Source organism: Microbacterium sp. NPDC064584, assembly GCF_040687315.1.
Taxonomy (GTDB): Bacteria; Actinomycetota; Actinomycetes; order Actinomycetales; family Microbacteriaceae; genus Microbacterium; species Microbacterium lacus.
In genome coordinates this window covers 105,529-122,775 of sequence record NZ_JBFBMZ010000011.1, presented here as the reverse complement: position 1 = coordinate 122,775, position 17,247 = coordinate 105,529, and the positions used below count along the sequence as shown (strand labels likewise).

Annotated in this window: 13 protein-coding genes and 1 tRNA gene; 12 read left to right on the top strand and 2 right to left on the bottom strand. The window is 70.7% G+C overall.

Annotation, left to right across the window (positions count from 1 at the left end):
* Nucleotides 1-98: 98 nt before the first annotated feature.
* Nucleotides 99-770, bottom strand: a complete 672-nt coding sequence (locus tag AB0P18_RS15200; protein ID WP_363360718.1) for a hypothetical protein — start codon at nt 768-770, stop codon at nt 99-101.
* A 77-nt stretch (nt 771-847) separates the two neighbouring features.
* Between AB0P18_RS15200 and mfd the strand changes: the two genes are divergently transcribed.
* Together mfd and AB0P18_RS15190 are read left to right on the top strand one after the other, a co-directional pair.
* Entirely contained in the window at nt 848-4,438 is a 3,591-nt protein-coding gene (gene mfd, locus AB0P18_RS15195; RefSeq protein WP_363360717.1) for a transcription-repair coupling factor, read from the top strand.
* 57 nt (nt 4,439-4,495) lie between these two features.
* Nucleotides 4,496-5,095 carry a gamma carbonic anhydrase family protein gene (locus AB0P18_RS15190; protein WP_344054560.1) on the top strand — a complete coding sequence of 200 codons (600 nt, stop codon included), beginning with the start codon at nt 4,496-4,498 and terminating at the stop codon, nt 5,093-5,095.
* A 10-nt stretch (nt 5,096-5,105) separates the two neighbouring features.
* Here AB0P18_RS15190 and AB0P18_RS15185 read toward each other — a convergent pair whose 3' ends face one another.
* Entirely contained in the window at nt 5,106-7,778 is a 2,673-nt protein-coding gene (locus AB0P18_RS15185) for a phosphoenolpyruvate carboxylase (RefSeq protein WP_363360716.1), read from the bottom strand.
* Nucleotides 7,779-7,936: 158 nt separating this feature from the next.
* On the opposite strand from AB0P18_RS15185, the gene nhaA reads away from it, so the two are divergent.
* The 10 genes from nhaA to AB0P18_RS15135 all read left to right on the top strand — a co-directional run bounded on the left by nhaA (nt 7,937) and on the right by AB0P18_RS15135 (nt 17,185).
* Nucleotides 7,937-9,130 carry a Na+/H+ antiporter NhaA gene (nhaA, locus tag AB0P18_RS15180; RefSeq protein ID WP_344054556.1) on the top strand — a complete coding sequence of 398 codons (1,194 nt, stop codon included), beginning with the start codon at nt 7,937-7,939 and terminating at the stop codon, nt 9,128-9,130.
* On the top strand, nt 9,127-9,780 hold the full coding sequence (locus AB0P18_RS15175; protein ID WP_363360715.1) for a MazG family protein: 654 nt from the start codon (nt 9,127-9,129) through the stop codon (nt 9,778-9,780). The genes nhaA and AB0P18_RS15175 overlap by 4 nt, the downstream gene beginning before the upstream one ends.
* A gap of 31 nt (nt 9,781-9,811) precedes the next feature.
* On the top strand, nt 9,812-11,062 hold the full coding sequence (gene hisS, locus AB0P18_RS15170) for a histidine--tRNA ligase (RefSeq protein ID WP_363360726.1): 1,251 nt from the start codon (nt 9,812-9,814) through the stop codon (nt 11,060-11,062).
* 146 nt (nt 11,063-11,208) lie between these two features.
* On the top strand, nt 11,209-11,907 hold the full coding sequence (locus AB0P18_RS15165) for an O-methyltransferase (protein ID WP_363360714.1): 699 nt from the start codon (nt 11,209-11,211) through the stop codon (nt 11,905-11,907).
* A gap of 52 nt (nt 11,908-11,959) precedes the next feature.
* On the top strand, nt 11,960-13,240 hold the full coding sequence (eno, locus tag AB0P18_RS15160; protein WP_363360713.1) for a phosphopyruvate hydratase: 1,281 nt from the start codon (nt 11,960-11,962) through the stop codon (nt 13,238-13,240).
* 42 nt (nt 13,241-13,282) lie between these two features.
* A complete protein-coding gene (locus AB0P18_RS15155; RefSeq protein ID WP_363360712.1) occupies nt 13,283-13,816 on the top strand; it encodes a septum formation initiator family protein in 534 nt (177 codons plus the stop codon).
* Nucleotides 13,817-13,851: 35 nt separating this feature from the next.
* Nucleotides 13,852-14,367, top strand: a complete 516-nt coding sequence (locus tag AB0P18_RS15150) for a DUF501 domain-containing protein (RefSeq protein WP_363360711.1) — start codon at nt 13,852-13,854, stop codon at nt 14,365-14,367.
* Entirely contained in the window at nt 14,364-15,632 is a 1,269-nt protein-coding gene (locus AB0P18_RS15145) for a S8 family serine peptidase (protein WP_363360710.1), read from the top strand. The genes AB0P18_RS15150 and AB0P18_RS15145 overlap by 4 nt, the downstream gene beginning before the upstream one ends.
* 52 nt (nt 15,633-15,684) lie before the next feature.
* Nucleotides 15,685-17,079, top strand: a complete 1,395-nt coding sequence (locus AB0P18_RS15140; protein WP_344055846.1) for an NAD(P)/FAD-dependent oxidoreductase — start codon at nt 15,685-15,687, stop codon at nt 17,077-17,079.
* Between the two features lie 32 nt (nt 17,080-17,111).
* Nucleotides 17,112-17,185: transfer RNA gene (locus AB0P18_RS15135), tRNA-Leu, on the top strand.
* The last annotated feature ends 62 nt before the right edge of the window (nt 17,186-17,247 follow it).

The following is a 17,247-nucleotide window of genomic DNA, read 5'->3' as shown; positions in this document are numbered from 1 at the left end:
TTCATCGAGCATTACAACGCTCATCGCCACCACACCGCCATCAACGGCACACCCCTCAGCCGAGTGTTACCAACGTGACTGCCGAGTACACCTAGCGGTCAGCCGCCCGCGGTGGCACCCGCGGCGAAGCCCGCGGTGAGGAAGATCTGCACGACGGTGGCGAACACGATCGGCCCGAGCACGGCGATGATCACCGCGGCGATCCCCCAGCCGCGTCCGCGATTGCGCACGATCGCGATAATTCCCTGCACGAGTGCCCACGTTCCGAGGATCGTTCCGCCCCAGAAGGCGAGCTCTCCCGTGAGCACCCATTCGCGCACCGGCGTGAGAATCGACCAGTCGAACGTGAGATCCGTCGGCTGGAGCGCGATGTCACGGCCGGTCCCCGCGCCGATCCCGTAGCCGGCGATCCCGCCGATCATGCTCGCACCGACCGCCGCGATCAGCGCGAGCACGAACGCGACGACGCCGAGGGTCGATGCGCCCGCAACCGCTTTCGGCGCGGCAGGGGGAACGTAGGGACCGTAGCCCTGCGCCGGCGCGACCTGTCCGCCCGGCGGCGCGTATCCCTGCGGCGGTGCGTAGCCCTGCGGTGGCGCGTAGCCCTGCGGTGGCGCGTAGCCCTGCGGTGGCGCGTAGCCCTGCGGGGGCGCGAAGCCCTGCGGTGGCGCGAAGCCCTGCGGTGGCGCGAAGCCCGGGGCCGGCGGCACCGGGGGGACGGGGCCCGCCGCAGGGGGAGTCAGCTGCTCGGGTGCCGGATTCTCGCTCACGGCACTCATCCTAGGAGTCGGGCCCGCCGGTGCGCCCGCGCCGTCCGGGTGTCGGTGGGCGCCCGTAGACTCTTCCGGTGACAGTTCCCGGGATCGTGCGCGCCCTCGAGGAGGCTCCGTCCTTCCGGGATGCCGCGGCAGCAGCATCCGTCGATGCCGACTTCTCGCTCGTCGAGGGGTTCGACGCCCCGCTTCTGGCCTCCCTGCTGGAGCACCGCCGCTCCACAGGGCGCGCCGGCGCCGTCTTCGTCGTCGCGCCGACCGGACGCCGCGCCGAAGCGCTGGGGCCGGCCCTGCGGGCGTTGCTGCCCGGCGCCGAGGTCCTGCACTTCCCCGCGTGGGAGACGCTGCCGCACGAGCGCTTGAGTCCCAGCCCCGAGACGGTCGGCAGGCGCCTCGACGTCCTCGGTCGCATCGCCCGCTGGGACGGACGGACTCCGCTCGTGGTCACGGCGTCCGTGCGCGGCGCGCTGCAACCCCTTGCCGCCGGTCTCGCGGACGCCGCCGCGGTGCAGCTGGCTGTCGGCGGGCGCGGGCACGACCTCGCCGAGGTCTCCGCGCGGCTGGTCGAATTGGCGTACCACCGGGTCGACATGGTCTCGCGACGCGGCGAGTTCGCGATGCGCGGCGGAATCCTCGACGTCTTCCCGCCGATCGCCGACCACCCGTTCCGCATCGAGTTCTTCGGCGACGAAGTCGACCAGATCCGGGCGTTCTCGGTCGCCGATCAGCGTTCGCTGCCCGGTGAGGTGGCCTCCGTCGACCTCCCGGCCAGCCGGGAACTGCTGCTCACCCCCGCTGTCCGGGCCCGCGCCCTCGCCCTGAAGGACGATTTCCCCGGCATCCGCGGCATGCTCGAGAAGATGGCGGAGGGCATCCCCGCCGAGGGCATGGAGTCCCTCATCCCGGCCCTCGTGGACGAGATCGTCACGGTCGTCGACTACCTTCCCGAAGCCTCGGCGATCGCGCTCGTGGACCCCGAGCGCGCCGTCACCCGTGCGGTCACCCTGCTGGAGACCAACCGCGAGTTCCTGGAGGCGGCATGGAACGCCGCGACCGCGGGCGCGGCGAGCCCCGTCGACATCGGCTCCGGCGACTTCGTCAGCCTCCCGGCACTGCGCGAGGCCGCGTCCGCACGCGGGATCGCCTGGTGGACGCTGAGCGCGTTCGACTCCGGCGAGGCCGACGCGTCCGCCGAAGGGCTCCTCGACGCCGCCGCGGGTTCGACGGTGCGCGTCCCGGGCACCGCCGTCCCGTCCTTCCAGGGCAATGTCGACGGTGCGACGGCCCACATCGGCGAACTGCTGGCCCAGGGCTGGCGCGTCGTGGTGGCGGCATCCGGGACGGGCCTGGTGGAACGCGCGCGCGACGTCATGGCCGAGCGGGGGATCGCCGCACGGCGCGTCGACGAGGTGCTCACCCCGCCCGAACCCGGCGTCGCCCACGTCGTGGCATGCGAGCTGGAGCGCGGCTTCGAGTCTGCCGACGCCAAGCTCGCGGTGCTCACCGAGACCGAGTTCTACGGGCGCACGATCGGCGGCGACCAGCGGCTGGTGAAGAAGCTCGCCTCACGCCGCCGGAACGTCGTGGACCCGCTGCAGCTGAAGGCGGGGGACTTCGTCGTGCACGCGACCCACGGCATCGGCCGCTTCGCCGAGCTCACCCAGCGTGAGGTCTCCAGCGGCGGGCGCAACCCCGTCAAGAGCATGCGCGAGTACCTCGTGCTCGAATACGCGCCGTCCAAGCGCGGCTACCCGGGCGACAAGCTCTTCGTGCCGACCGATCAGCTCGACCTGCTGTCGAAGTACGTCGGCGGCGAAGAGCCGACGCTGTCGAAGATGGGCGGCAGCGACTGGGCGCAGGCCAAGGGGCGGGCGCGCAAGGCCGTCCGCGACATCGCCGTCGAGCTCGTCAAGCTGTACTCGGCGCGGATGGCGGCGAAGGGTCACGCCTTCGGACCGGACACGCCGTGGCAGCGCGAGCTCGAAGAAGCCTTCCCGTTCGCCGAGACCGCCGATCAGCTGCAGACGATCGACGAGATCAAGGCCGACATGGAGAAGCCCATCCCGATGGACCGCCTTCTCTCCGGCGACGTCGGGTTCGGCAAGACCGAAGTGGCGGTGCGCGCGGCGTTCAAGGCGATCCAGGACGGCAAGCAGGTCGCGATGCTCGTGCCGACGACGCTGCTGGTCAAACAGCACCTCGAAACGTTCACCGAGCGCTTCGCCGGGTTCCCGGTGCAGGTGCGGGCGCTCTCGCGCTTCCAGACCGACAAGCAGGTCCGCGATGTCCTCGCGGGTCTGACGGACGGCACCGTGGACATGGTGATCGGCACGCACCGGATCCTGACGGAGAACGTGATCTTCAAAGATCTCGGGCTGCTGATCATCGACGAGGAGCAGCGCTTCGGCGTCGAGCACAAGGACAAGCTGAAGAAGCTCAAGACGAACGTCGACATCCTCGCCATGAGTGCGACGCCGATTCCGCGCACGCTCGAGATGGCGGTGACCGGGATCCGCGAGATGTCGACGCTGCAGACCCCGCCCGAGGACCGGCATCCGATCCTCACGTACGTCGGCGCCCGCAACGACAAGCAGATCGCGGCGGCGATCCGCCGAGAGCTGCTGCGCGAGGGGCAGATCTTCTACGTCCACAACCGCGTGTCCTCGATCCAGCGGGTCGCGGCGCATCTCGCGGAGCTCGTCCCCGAGGCCCGTATCGCCGTGGCGCACGGGCAGATGGGTGAGCACGCGCTCGAGCAGGTCGTCGACGACTTCTGGGAGCGTCGCGCCGATGTGCTGGTCTCCACCACGATCGTGGAGACGGGCCTGGACATCGCGAACGCGAACACGATCATCATCGACCGCGCCGACAAGTACGGCCTGTCGCAGCTGCATCAGCTGCGCGGCCGCGTCGGGCGCGCCCGCGAGCGCGCCTACGCGTACTTCCTCTACGACGAGAACAAGCCGCTGTCCGAAACGGCCGCCGACCGCCTCGAGACGATCGCGGTGAACAACGACCTCGGCAGCGGGATGCAGGTCGCCCTGAAGGACCTCGAGCTGCGCGGCGCCGGAAACCTCCTCGGCGCCGAACAAGCCGGGCACATCGCCGGCGTCGGCTTCGACCTGTACCTGCGGATGATCGGGGAGGCCGTCGCCACGTTCCGCGGGGAGGAGACCGAGGGGCCGACCGAGCTTCGGCTCGAACTGCCCGTCCAGGCCCGCATCCCCGAGTCGTACATCGACAGCGAGCGTCTGCGTCTGGAGGCGTACCAGAAGCTGTCGGCCGCGGCATCCGCGACCGCGAAGGACGACGCGATCGACCTCGTCGTCGAAGAGCTCCGCGACCGGTACGGCGAGTTGCCGGCAGAGGCGGAGGGACTTCTCGCCGCGGCGCGCTTGAGGCGTCGCGCGGCGCAAGCGGGGCTCGCGGACGTCGTCGCGATGGGTCCGAACCTGCGCATCGCCCCGGCGAACCTGCCGGACTCGATGAAGGTGCGCGTCCAGCGCCTGTACCCGAAAGCGAAACTCCTGTCCGGCGGCGATGCCCTCGTCGTGCCGCTGCCGACCGCGGGCGGGGAGCGTGTCGGCGACGCCGAGCTCATCGCGTGGGTCGGGCAGCTGCTGGACCAGCTCTGGCCGCAGAAGAGCACTGAAGCCGCCTCCTGACGCGCCGCGGCGCCCGCGCTACGCTGACTCGCAGATCCAGCGGTGCGAGGAGGCGCGGTGCAGTTCGAGCACATCGGGGCACGACCCCGTATTCATCCGGATGCCGTCATCGCGCCCACCGCCGTCATCAGCGGCGACGTGACGATCGGCGCGGATTGTCAGATCCTGCACGGCGCCGTCATCACGGCCGAGGGCGGGCCGATCACGCTCGCGACGAATGTGATCGTGATGGAGAACGCGCTCATCCGCGCCAGCGCGACGAACGCCGTCCACATCGGCGAACACACGCTGGTCGGTCCGATGGCGAGCGTGTCGGGCGCGACGATCGGCGACGAGGTGTTCCTCGCGACGGGCACGCGCGTGTTCAACGGCGCGCGGATCGGCGACCGTTGCGAAGTGCGCATCAACGCCGTCGTTCATCTGCGCACCGTGCTGCCCGCAGAGACCGTCGTGCCGATCGGGTGGGTCGCGGTCGGCGATCCGCTGCAGCTTCTGTCCGCCGACCGCCACGAGGAGATCTGGGCGGCGCAGAAGGAGCTCGACTTCCCCGGCTACGTCTTCGGGCTGGACCGTGAGACGCCCGACCTGATGGTCCAGCTGACCGAGCGGTACGGTCGCAGCCTCGCCCGCCACGACCGCGACGTGCGGCTGGACTGAGCGCAGCCGGTCAGCCGGTGTTCTGCAGGCCCGCGGCGACGCCGCTGACGGATAGCAGCAGCAGCCGCTGCTGATCCGGGTCGGCGGGGGCGCCGGCGGCGGCATCCGCCCGCAGCTGGCGCAGCGCCCGCAACTGCAGCAACGACAGCGCGTCGACGTAGGGGCTGCGCATCTTCACCGCGCGCCGCAGGACGGGCTTGTTCTCCAGGACATCTGTCGCGGCGGTCACCCGCACGACCCAGGCCCGCGTCAGCTCCATCTCCGACATCACGAGTTCGGCGAGATCGTCGCGATCACCGAGAGCCAGGTAGCGACGGGCGATGCGGTGATCCGCCTTGGCGAGGCTCATCGCGACGTTGTCGACCATCGTCTGGAACAGCGGCCATTCACGATAGGCCTGTCGCAGCAGGGCCTCGTCGCCCACGGCCTCCAGCGCCGACCCGAGACCGAACCAGCCGGCGAGGTTGATGCGGGCCTGGGTCCACGCGAACACCCACGGGATCGCGCGCAGGTCCTCCAGCGACTCGACCGACAGTCCGCGGCGTGCCGGGCGCGATCCCAGGGCGAGCAGGCCGACCTCCTCCATCGGTGTCACCTGTGCGAACCAGGGCGCGAAGCCGGGAGCCTTGACGAGGTCGAAGAAGCGGGCGCGGGATGCCGTGTCCATCGTCGCGGCGACGTCGGCGAACCGTGCGGCGGCGCTGCGGTTGCGCTCCTCGATCGACGGAGCGGAGGCCATCAGGACGGCCGCGGCCACCTGGTCGATGTGGCGCATCGCGATCGCCGGGTCGCCGTAGCGCGCGAAGATCACCTCGCCCTGCTCGGTGAGCTTGAAGCGCCCGTCGACCGAGTGCGGCGGCTGCGCGAGGACCGCGGAGTTCGCGGGACCGCCGCCGCGGCCGAGCGCTCCGCCGCGGCCGTGGAAGAGCGTGAGTTCGATGCGGTTCTCCTGCGCCCACGCCGCGATGGCGGCCTGCGCGACGTAGAGTGCGAGGTTCGCCGCGACCGGACCGACGTCCTTCGAGGAGTCCGAGTAGCCGAGCATGACCTCCAGGCGCCGTCCGGTCGCATCCAGCCGGGCCGCGAACTCCGGGTGGTCGATGATCTCGGCCAGGATCCGGGGCGCGGCCTGCAGGTCGGCGAACGTCTCGAACAGCGGGATGACATCGAGCACCGGACGGTCGGCATCCGAGGTGGCATAGCGGGCCAGGCGGTGCACGTTGGCCAGGTCTTCCGCCGACTGCGTGAACGAGACGATGTAGCGTCCGGCGGCGCGCGGCCCGTAGCGCTTCTGCAGGAACGACACCGCGCGGAAGACGTCGAGGACCTCTTCGGCCTGCTCGGAGCGCGGACCGCCGGCTTCGAGCTCGGCGAGGACCTTGCGGTGCACCGCCGAGTGCTGGCGCACCTCCAGCTCGGTGAGGTGGAATCCGAACGTCTCGACCTGCCAGATGAGCTGCTGCAGGTGCCCGTAGGCCTGACGCGGGGCGCGCGCCTGCACGAGGGAATCCTGCACGACGCGGAGGTCGCCCAGGAGCTCCTCCGGGTCGACGTAGGCCAGATCGGCGTCACGCGAGCGGGTCGCGGCGATCTTGCGGGCGATCAGCAGCAGGATGCGGCGGTGCGGCTCGTTCGGCGACCGCTTGGCGATCTCGGTCGCGGCGTCCTCGTCGGCGCCCTTCAGGCGCTGCCAGAGCGCGAGCAGCGCGTCGCTCGGCGGCGTGCTGGCGGCGTCGAGTGTGAGTCCGCGCCCGATGCGGTTCGCCGTGCGCTCCAAGCCCAGCAGGACGTGCTCGCTCGCGATCGCCGCGGCCTTTCGGGTGACGGACGCCGTGACGAACGGATTGCCGTCGCGGTCCCCGCCGACCCACGAGCCCACGCGCACGAACGGGCGCACGACGGGCGCGCGTCCGCCCGCAGCAGGGCCCTGGAGTGCGTCGTCGACGCGCCGGTAGACGTGGGGGATGGCGGTGTACAGCGTCTCGTCGAACACCGCCATCACCGCGCGGACCTCGTCCGTCGGCGACGGCTTCTCCGGGCGCAGCGGCGCGGTGCGCCAGAGCGTGTCGATCTCCTCCAGCATGCGGCGCTCGGCCCGGCGCTGATCTGCACCGTTGCGCAGCGACGCGTCGTGCTCCTCGAGGAACGCCGCGAGGCGGCGGATGCTGGTGGAGATCGCCCGCCGGCGCGCCTCCGTGGGATGCGCGGTGAAGACGGGGTGGAAGCGCAGCGCCTGCAGACGTTGCAGCGCGGTCTCGTCGCCGACCTCGGCCGCGAGCGTGACGAACGCGGCGGCGACGGAATCCGTGGCGTTCTCCCGATCGGGGCGTCCGTCGCGCTCGCGGAGGACGCGCACGCGCTGGTGCTCCTCGGCGAGGTTCACCAGGTGGAAGTAGGCCGTGAAGGCCCGGGCGACCTCGTCGGCGCGCTCGATCGTGAAGGAGTCCGCGATCGACGCCGCGTTCTCGAAGGCCTCGGGCGTCTCGTCGGTGTACGCGTGGATCGTCGCGAGCCGCAGCCGCTCGACGTCCTCGTAGAGACCGGGGGTGCCGCTCTCGCGCAGGACACGGCCCAAGAGAGAGCCGAGCAGACGCACGTCGGCGCGCATCCGCTCCGGGATCTCCTGCCCGGCCTCGAACCGGCCCACGAGGTCGATCGCTTCGGTCTGGGTGAACTCACGCATGCGGACAACGGTAGTGCGGTTGTGTTTCCTGCTCGTCACGTGTGACATCGGCGAGAAGAGGGCCGGGCGACCTCGGTAGACTGGGCAGCGGTGTGCCGGGAAGTCTGGTCGGCGGCGGTGCGCGTGCGCCTGCCGCCTCCTCCCACGAAAGGACCCCTGTGTCCCTGTTGCGTTCTGCCCGCTTTCCGGCGATCATCCTCCTCGCCGCCGCGATCCTCGCCCTGATCGTCGCCAACACGGCCGCAGGCCCCGCTGCGCTCGCGGTGAAGGACACCTACATCGGCATCCCCGGCGTCTTCGAGATGTCGATCGGCCACTGGGTCCAGGACGGTCTGCTGGCCGTGTTCTTCTTCATGGTCGCCGTCGAACTGCAGTTCGAGCTCACGAACGGCGAGCTCAATTCGGCGCGCAAGGCGATGCAGCCGGCGATCGCCGCGGCGGGCGGCGTGATCGTCCCGATCGTGATCTTCCTGATCGTCTCGGCGGGCACCGACTCCGCGCGCGGGTGGCCGATCCCGACCGCGACCGACATCGCGTTCGCGCTGGGGGTTCTCGCCGTGTTCGGCAAGGGCCTGCCGTCCGGCATCCGGATCTTCCTGCTGGCCCTCGCGATCCTGGACGACATCGTCGGGATCGTCTTCATCGCGGTGCTGTTCACCGCGGACGTGAATCTCGTCATGCTGGGCCTCGCCGCCGTCGCCGTCGTGCTGTTCGGCATTCTGAGCCGTCAGCTCGACACCCGCGCGCGCGTGCCGATCGCCGTCGTCCTGGTCGTGCTCGGGATCGCGACGTGGGTGTTCGTGTACGAGTCGGGCGTCCACGCCACGATCGCCGGCGTCGCGCTGGGCCTCGCGATGGCGCAGCACCCGGCGATGCGGGTCCGGCACGCGCTCGAGCCGTGGGTCAACGGTCTCGTCCTTCCGCTGTTCGCGTTCTCCGCCGCTCTCGTCGTGATCCCGGCGGTTTCGCCGTCGCAGCTCGCGCCTGCCTTCTGGGGCGTGCTGATCGCGCTCCCGGTCGGCAAGGTGATCGGCATCTCTGTCTTCGGATGGATCTCGTTGCGCATCGGCAACCGCGGCGCGACGCCGCACCTCTCCTTCGCCGACCTCGTGGCGGCGGGGGCGCTCGGGGGCATCGGCTTCACGGTGTCGCTCCTGCTCTCGGAGCTCGCGTTCGCCTCCGATCCGCTGCTGCGCGACGAGGCGACCCTCGGTGTGCTCGGCGGCTCGGCGATCTCGCTCATCGCCGCCGGGATCCTCGTCGCCCAGCGCGCTCGCCACCACCGCCGGCGCGGATCGGCGGAGCCGGCACCGGCGATGGCGACGGGCGCGGACGGAGGGCAGCTGGCATGACCGACACGCAGCCTCAGCAGGACCCGCTCCGTCAGGCGGCCGAGACGATGCGTCTCGTGCGGGACCGCTGCGTGTGGACCCGGCAGATCACGCACCGCGACCTCGTGCCGTATCTGGTGGAGGAGAGCGCGGAGCTGGTCGACGCGGTCGAGGAGGGGTCGCGCGCGGACCTGCGCGAAGAACTCGGCGATCTGCTGTGGCAGGTGCTGTTCCACGCCGAGATCGCCTCCCGCGATCCTGTCGAGCCGTTCGACATCGACGACGTCGCCCGTGGCCTGACCGAGAAGATGGTGCGGCGGCATCCGCATGTCTTCGCCGGGGAGGTCGCGGAGACCCCCGAGCAGGTGCTCGTGCTGTGGAACGCGGCGAAGGCGGCGGAGAAGAGCACGCGCACGAGCGTGCTGGACGGGGTCTCCGAGCGCATGCCCTCGCTCGCCCTCGCGCAGAAGATGCTCGGCAAGGGGGCGCCCCTCGGGCTCGGTGCCGCCCCGGTCGACGCGCCGTCGTCGGAGGCGGAGCTCGGGGAGGCGCTCCTCGGGCTCGTCGCGCTCGCCCGCGAGAACGGGTGGGATGCCGAGCGGGCGCTCCGGGAACGTCTTCGTGGGCTCTCGGCGGGGATTCGGGAGGCGGAGGCCGGGCTGAGAGACTAGTCCGGTGGCATCAGTGACCCCGCCGCGCGGCATGCGCGACTTCCTTCCCGCAGACAAGGCCCGGCGCGAGCGCGTGCTCGCCGTCATCCGCGAGCGCTACCGCGCGCACGGATTCGATGAGATCGAGACGCCGGTCATGGAGGAGTACGCGCGTCTGCACGCCGGCATCGGCGGCGACAACGAGAAGCTCGCGTACAACGTGCTCAAGCGCGGGCTGGATGCCGAGGCGATCCGCGCGGCAGCCGAGGACCCGTCCGCGCTCACCGATCTCGGCCTGCGCTACGACCTCACCGTTCCGCTCGCCCGCTTCTACGCCACGAACCGGGGTCAGCTGCCCTCGGTCTTCCGGTCGATCCAGATCGCGCCCGTGTGGCGCGCCGAGCGTCCGCAGAAGGGGCGGTACCGGCAGTTCGTCCAGTGCGACATCGACATCATCGGCGACGCCTCGGGGCGTGCCGAAGCGGAGCTCGCCGTCGCGACGCTGGACACGCTGGACGCGCTCGGGCTCACCGGCGGCAGCATCCGGATCAACGATCGGCGGATCCTCGATGCGATGCTCGAAGGCTTCGGCTTCGCGCCCGATGAGCGTCCGGGGGTGCTCATCACGATCGACAAGCTCGACAAGGTCGGACCCGCCGGCGTGATCGCCGAGCTCACCGGCCGCGGCGCGGATCCTGCGGCCGTCCGTGCGCTGGGGGCGTTCCTGGAGCGTCCGCAGACGCGCGAGCACATCCCGTTCGGATCCGCGCACATCCGCCGCGCGCTGCCGGACGGCATCCCCGATCAGCCGGTCGACGATCTCGCCGCCATCGGCGATGCGGTCGCCGCCTCGCGCGCCGAGCGGGACGTGCCGCTCGTCTTCGACCCGTTCCTCGTGCGCGGCATGGGGTACTACACCGGCACGATCATGGAGCTCGCCCACCCCTCGGTGGACTACTCGCTCGGCGGCGGAGGCCGGTACGACGGCATGATCGGGCGTTTCCTCGGGCAGGACGTCCCGGCGGTCGGGTTCTCGATCGGATTCGAGCGGATCGTGGACCTCGTCGGCGAGCAGACCGCTTCGGCCGCCCCCGCGGTCGTCCTCGTGCATGATCGGGATGCCGATCTCGGCGCGCTGCTGGCGCTCAAGTCCCGCCTCGTGGCCGAGGGCTCCCGCGTGCGGCTCGAGCAGCGCACGAAGAACCTCAAGGCCCTGCTCGAGCGCGCCGCGAACGACGGGTACACCGCCTTCGCTCTGGTCGGCACCGACGCGTCAGATCTCGAGGTCAAGCCCCTCGGCTGACCCCCCGTCCGCCGCTCTCTTCGTGTCGGCTGCACTTCCCTGCGATGGCCCCACGAAACCTGTGTGGCCATCGCAGGTTGGTGCCGCCATCGTGCTGGGGGAGGTGCGGGGTTGACGGGGGCACGGCGGGCGGGTTGGCTGGCCGCATGGCCGACCCCACACCCGAGTCCTGGCGTCGCGTGGACGCTTATCTGACCGACACGCTCGTCGGCCACGACCCCGTGCTGGATGACGCGGTCCACTCGCAGCAGGAGGCGGGACTGCCGGCGATCGAGGTGGCTCCGGTGTCCGGGAAACTCCTGAATCTGCTCGTGCGCATCTCGGGTGCACGGCGGGTGCTCGAGATCGGCACGCTCGGCGCGTACTCGACGATCTGGATGGCCCGCGCGGTCGGCGCGGACGGCCGGGTCGTCACGGTCGAGGCCGAAGAGCGCAACGCCGTCGTCGCCCGGACGAACCTCGAGAGGGCGGGTGTCTCCGACCGTGTCGAGATCCGGATCGGCCGCGCCGCGGACGTGCTGCCCTCCCTCGTGGGCGCCGAGCCGTTCGATCTCGTCTTCATCGACGCGGACAAGGAATCGAACACGATCTACCTCGACTGGGCGGCACGCCTCGGGCGCCCGGGAACGGTCGTCGTCCTGGACAACATCGGACGCGGGGGAGAAGTGGCCAACCCCGCGACGACGTCGGCCCAGGTGATCGGCACGCAGCGAGGTCTGGAGATGCTCCGGCGCGATGCGCGCTTCGATGCCACCGCGCTGCAGACGCTCGACCGCAAGGGCTGGGACGGCGTGGCGATCGCGCTCGTGACGGATCACGTGACGGATGCCGCGTCGCTAGACTGACGGCGGACCGACGACGCTCCCGATCCACCCTCCACCACTCAAGGAGTCCTCTGTGGCACTAATCGAGGCTGTCAACGCGCGCGAGATCTTGGATTCGCGCGGAAACCCGACCGTCGAAGTGGAGGTTCTGCTCGACGACGGCATCGTCCAGCGCGCGGCGGTCCCCTCCGGCGCATCGACGGGCGCCTTCGAGGCGTACGAGCTGCGCGACGGCGACAAGACGCGCTACAGCGGCAAGGGCGTGCTCAAGGCCGTCGCCGCCGTGGTCGACGAGCTGGGTCCGGCGATCGAAGGCGTCGAGGCCAGCGAGCAGCGCATCGTCGACGAGATCCTGAACGAGGTCGACGGCACCGAGAACAAGAAGCGCGTCGGCGCGAACGCGATCCTCGGCGTGAGCCTCGCCGTCGCGAAGGCCGCTGCCGACAGCGCGGACCTCCCGCTGTTCCGCTACCTCGGCGGACCGAACGCGCACGTGCTGCCCGTACCGCTGTTCAACGTCATCAATGGCGGCGAGCACGCCGACAACGGCATCGACTTCCAGGAGTACTTCCTCGCGCCGATCGGTGCGGACACGTACGCCGAGTCGCTGCGGTGGGGCACCGAGATCTACCACGTCCTCAAGGGCGAGCTGAAGGCCGCGGGCTTCAACACGGCGCTCGGCGACGAGGGCGGCTTCGCCCCCGACCTGCCCAGCAACCGCGAGGGCCTGGACTTCCTCATCAAGGCGATCGAGAAGGCCGGGTTCGCGCCCGGAACCGACATCGCCGTCGGCCTGGACGTCGCGGCGACCGAGTTCTTCAAGGACAGCGTCTACACCGTCGAGGGCAAGACCTGGTCGGCCGAGCAGCTCACCGACTACTTCGCCGACCTCGTCGCGAACTACCCGATCGTCACGATCGAGGACGCGCTCGCCGAAGACGACTGGGACGCGTGGAAGGCGCTCACCGACAAGATCGGCACCAAGGTGCAGCTCGTCGGCGACGACCTCTTCGTCACGAACCCGGTCCGACTTCAGCGCGGCATCGACCTCGGCGTCGCGAACGCGCTGCTGGTGAAGGTGAACCAGATCGGCACGCTGTCCGAGACCCTCGACGCGATCTCGCTCGCGACCCAGAACGGCTACCGCTCGATGCTGTCGCACCGCTCCGGTGAGACGGAGGACACGACGATCGCCGACCTCGCCGTCGCCGTGAACGCGGGTCAGATCAAGACCGGTGCGCCTGCTCGCAGCGAACGTGTCGCGAAATACAATCAGCTTCTGCGCATCGAGGAAGAACTCGGCGACGCGGCGGAATTCGCCGGTCGCGGAGCGTTCCCGAGGTACCGCGCGTAGAGCAGACATCCGGGCCGAATGAGGTCCACGTGAGGGGGAGCCGTGCCGAACACGACGGCTCCCCCTTCGCGTGCCCGGCCGATCCGTCGGCCGGCGCGCGGACCCGTCGACGTCCGGGGCTGGCTGGGCGGAATCCGTCTGTCCGGCTTCATGGTGATCATGATGGGACTGGTCGTCCTCGCCGCGTTCGTGCTCGTGCCGACGATCGGCACCTACGTCGATCAGCGCCAGCAGATCGCGGCGCTGCAGGCAGCGGTCGAAGTGAGCCGCGAGGATGTCGCCGACCTCGAGGCGCAGCGGGAACGCTTCACAGATCCCGCGTACATCACGACCCAGGCACGCGAGCGGCTGTACTACGTCAAGCCCGGCGAGGTCGTCTACCTCGTGGACGACGACCTGCCCGCAGCGCTCGTGCCGCAGGAACAGGCGCCCGTGAGCGACGAGGTGGAGCGCACCCGCACCGACTGGATGTCCCAGTTCGTCCGTTCGGTCGTGCAGGCCGGGCTCGCGCAGACGGTGAAGGCCCCGGCGATCGGTGTGCCAGACCCCGCGTCCACCGAGAGTCCCGCGCCCTGAGGGCTCCATTCAGGGCCGGAAGGTACCCTGGCGCGGTGAGCACTCCGCCGTATGCCCCCGTGAGCGATGCCGACCTCGCCGTGCTGCGGGAGCAGCTGGGGCGGCCCGCTCGCGGTGTCGTGGGGATCGCGGCCCGGTGCGTGTGCGGCAACCCGACGGTGGCGGTGACCGCCCCCCGGCTGGACGACGGGACGCCTTTCCCGACGTTCTACTACCTGACCCACCCGGGCGCGACCTCCGCGATGTCGCAGCTGGAGGCGACGCAGGTGATGCGCACGCTCGGCGACGAGCTGGACGACCCCGAGGTGGCCGCGGCCTACCGACGTGCGCACGAGGCCTATCTCGCCGACCGCGTGCAGTTCGGCGTCGTCGAGGAGATCGACGGAATCTCGGCGGGAGGGATGCCGACACGCGTGAAGTGCCTGCATGCCCTGGCCGCACACGCGCTGGCCGCGGGTCCGGGCGTCAACCCGATCGGGGACCGCGCCCTCGCGCTGTCGACGTGGTCGCCCGAGCGCTGCGTGTGCGCGCAGCCGGGAGCGGCCGGATGAGGATCCGGGCGGGGCTCGCCGCGCTCGTCGCCGCCGCGACCGTGCTGCTGGCGGGGTCCACGGCGACCCCGTCCCCGGCGTCGTCGGACCCGGTGCGCGCGGCGGAGTACTGGCTCGACGAGTACGGGGTCACGCAGGCCTGGACGACGACCCGCGGTGAAGGGGTGCGCATCGCGATCATCGACACCGGTGTCGGGCGCGGTCCTGTCGAGTTCGAGGGGGCGGTCGTCGCCGGCACCGACGTGTCGGGGATCGGGTCGCCGGACGGACGGACGCCCGTGGGTGCCGTGGACGCGAACCACGGCAGCTGGGTGGCCTCGCTCGCCGCGTCGCGGGGGACCGGGGCGAACACGGGCATGATCGGCGTGGCCCCGGCCTCGGAGATCCTGTCCGTGTCGGTGGGCTTCGGGTCCTCCGCGACCGTGCCGTTCACGCAGCAGATCGCCGAGGCGATCCGCTGGTCGGTCGACAACGGCGCCGACATCATCAACCTCTCGCTGACCACGAACACCCCGGATTGGGACCGGAGCTGGGACGACGCGTTCCTCTACGCGTACGACAACGACGTCGTCGTCGTCGTCGCAGCCGGGAACCGGGGGAGCGGGACGTCGCGCGTCGGGGCCCCGGCCACGATTCCGGGTGTGCTGACCGTCGGCGGCGTCGACCCGCAGGGTCGGGCGAGCCTCGAGGCCTCGACCCAGGGCATCACGATCGGCGTGTCGGCCCCCAGCGAGAACCTGCTCGGAGTCTCGGCCGATGGCCGCCTCGTGCTCTGGAACGGCACGAGCGGCGCAGCCCCGATCGTCGCCGGCATCGCCGCCCTCGTGCGCGCCGCGCACCCCGAGCTGGACGCCGCCAACGTGATCAACCGGATCATCCGCACCGCCGACCCCGCCGCGGCCGCCACCGACGTCCCCGATCCGCTGTACGGATACGGGCTCGTGGACGCCGCCGCCGCCGTGGCGGCCAGCGTGCCGCTGGTGTCCGAGAATCCGATGGGGAGCCTGAAGGACTGGATCCGGCTGTATCGCCGCGCGGACACCGGGCCCGCGCCGATCCCCACCGCGGATCCGGTGCAGATCCCCGCGCTGCCGCCCGCGGACGCGGCATCCCGTCCCGCCTCGCCGCTGCTGCCGTCGTCCGAGACGCTGCTGTACGGGACGCTTCCGCTGATGGCCGGTTCGGCGGCCGCTATACTGGTGGCGCTCGGCGTCATCGCAGCTGTCCGACGAATCCGATTGGCGTCCCGGACGCCGAGCCGCTGACACCCCAGGAGTACTCCCCACCGTGAGCAACATTGCGTCCGCGAAGAACCGCGTGCCCAGGATCCTGATCGTCGGCGGCGGCTACGCGGGGTTCTACACCGCGTGGAAGCTCGAGAAGCAGCTGCGCAAGGGTGAGGCAGAGGTCACGATCGTCGACCCGCTTCCCTACATGACGTACCAGCCGTTCCTCCCCGAGGTCGCGGCGGGCTCGATCGAGGCCCGCCACTCGGTCGTGGCGCTGCGTCGTCACCTGAAGAAGACGAAGATCGTCGCGGCGAAGGTCACCGGCATCTCGCACGCCGGCAAGGTCGCCACGATCACCCCGATCGTCGGTGAGCCGTACGAGCTCGAGTACGACCAGATCGTCGTGACCGCCGGTGCCGTCTCGCGCACCTTCCCGATCCCGGGCATCGCCGACAACGCGATCGGTCTGAAGACGATCGAGGAGGCCGTCGCGATCCGCGACCGCCTGATGTCCAATTTCGACAAGGCCTCCGTGCTGCCTCCCGGCCCCGAGCGGGATCGCCTGCTCACCGTCGTCGTCATCGGCGGCGGCTTCGCCGGGATCGAGGTGTTCGCCGAGCTCCGCGACTTCGCGTCGGCGCTGGTGGGCAAGTACCCCGAAGTGACCTTCGACGACACGCACTTCCACCTGATCGAGGCGATGGGGCGCATCATGCCCGAGGTCTCGCTCAAGACGAGCGAGTGGGTGCTGAAGGACCTCGCCAAGCGGGGCGCTTCGGTGCACCTGGACACCCAGGTGACGGGCGCGGTCGACGGCAACATCGAACTGTCCACCGGTGAGGTGATCCCGAGCGACCTGATCATCTGGACTGCCGGTGTGATGGCCAACCCGACCGTCGTCCGAGGCGGCGACCTGCCGGTCGAAGAGCGCGGCCGCATCCGCACGCGCGCCGACCTCCGCGTCGGCACCGAAGACGAGATCGTCGAGGGCGCGTGGGCTGCAGGTGACGTCTCGGCGGTCCCCGACCTGAGTGGTGGCGGCGTCGGCGGGTACTGCGTCCCGAACGCCCAGCACGCCGTGCGTCAGGCGAAGCTCCTTGCGAAGAACCTGGTGGCTGTCCTGCGCGGCGAGGAGCCGCGCGACTACTTCCACAAGAATCTCGGCGCGGTGGCCGGGCTCGGCCTCTACAACGGCGTCTTCCAGTCCGGCAAGATCGCTCTGAAGGGCTTCGTCGCCTGGGTCGCGCACCGCGGATACCACGGTCTCGCGATGCCCTCGTGGGAGCGCAAGTTCCGCGTCGTGTGGGGCTGGTGGAACAACTTCTGGCTCGGTCGCGACCTCGTGAACCTGCAGGCTGTGCAGGACCCTCGGTATGTCTTCGAGGAGTTCGCCGCGCGCCCGCGTCCGCCGCAGCCCGCCGAGGCGGCACCGGCGAAGGCTCCGAAGGCCGCGCCGGCCGAGAAGGTCGCCGCCGGCAGCTGAGCGGTACCGTGGTAGCGCCCGCTTCGGCGTGCGCCCCCGTAGCCCAATCGGCAGAGGCAGGCGACTTAAAATCGCCCAAGTGTCAGTTCGAACCTGACCGGGGGTACGGTCCGGGCTCCCGTCGTAGGCTGGTGCCCATGTGTGCCCCGACGCCTTCGAGCGTGATGC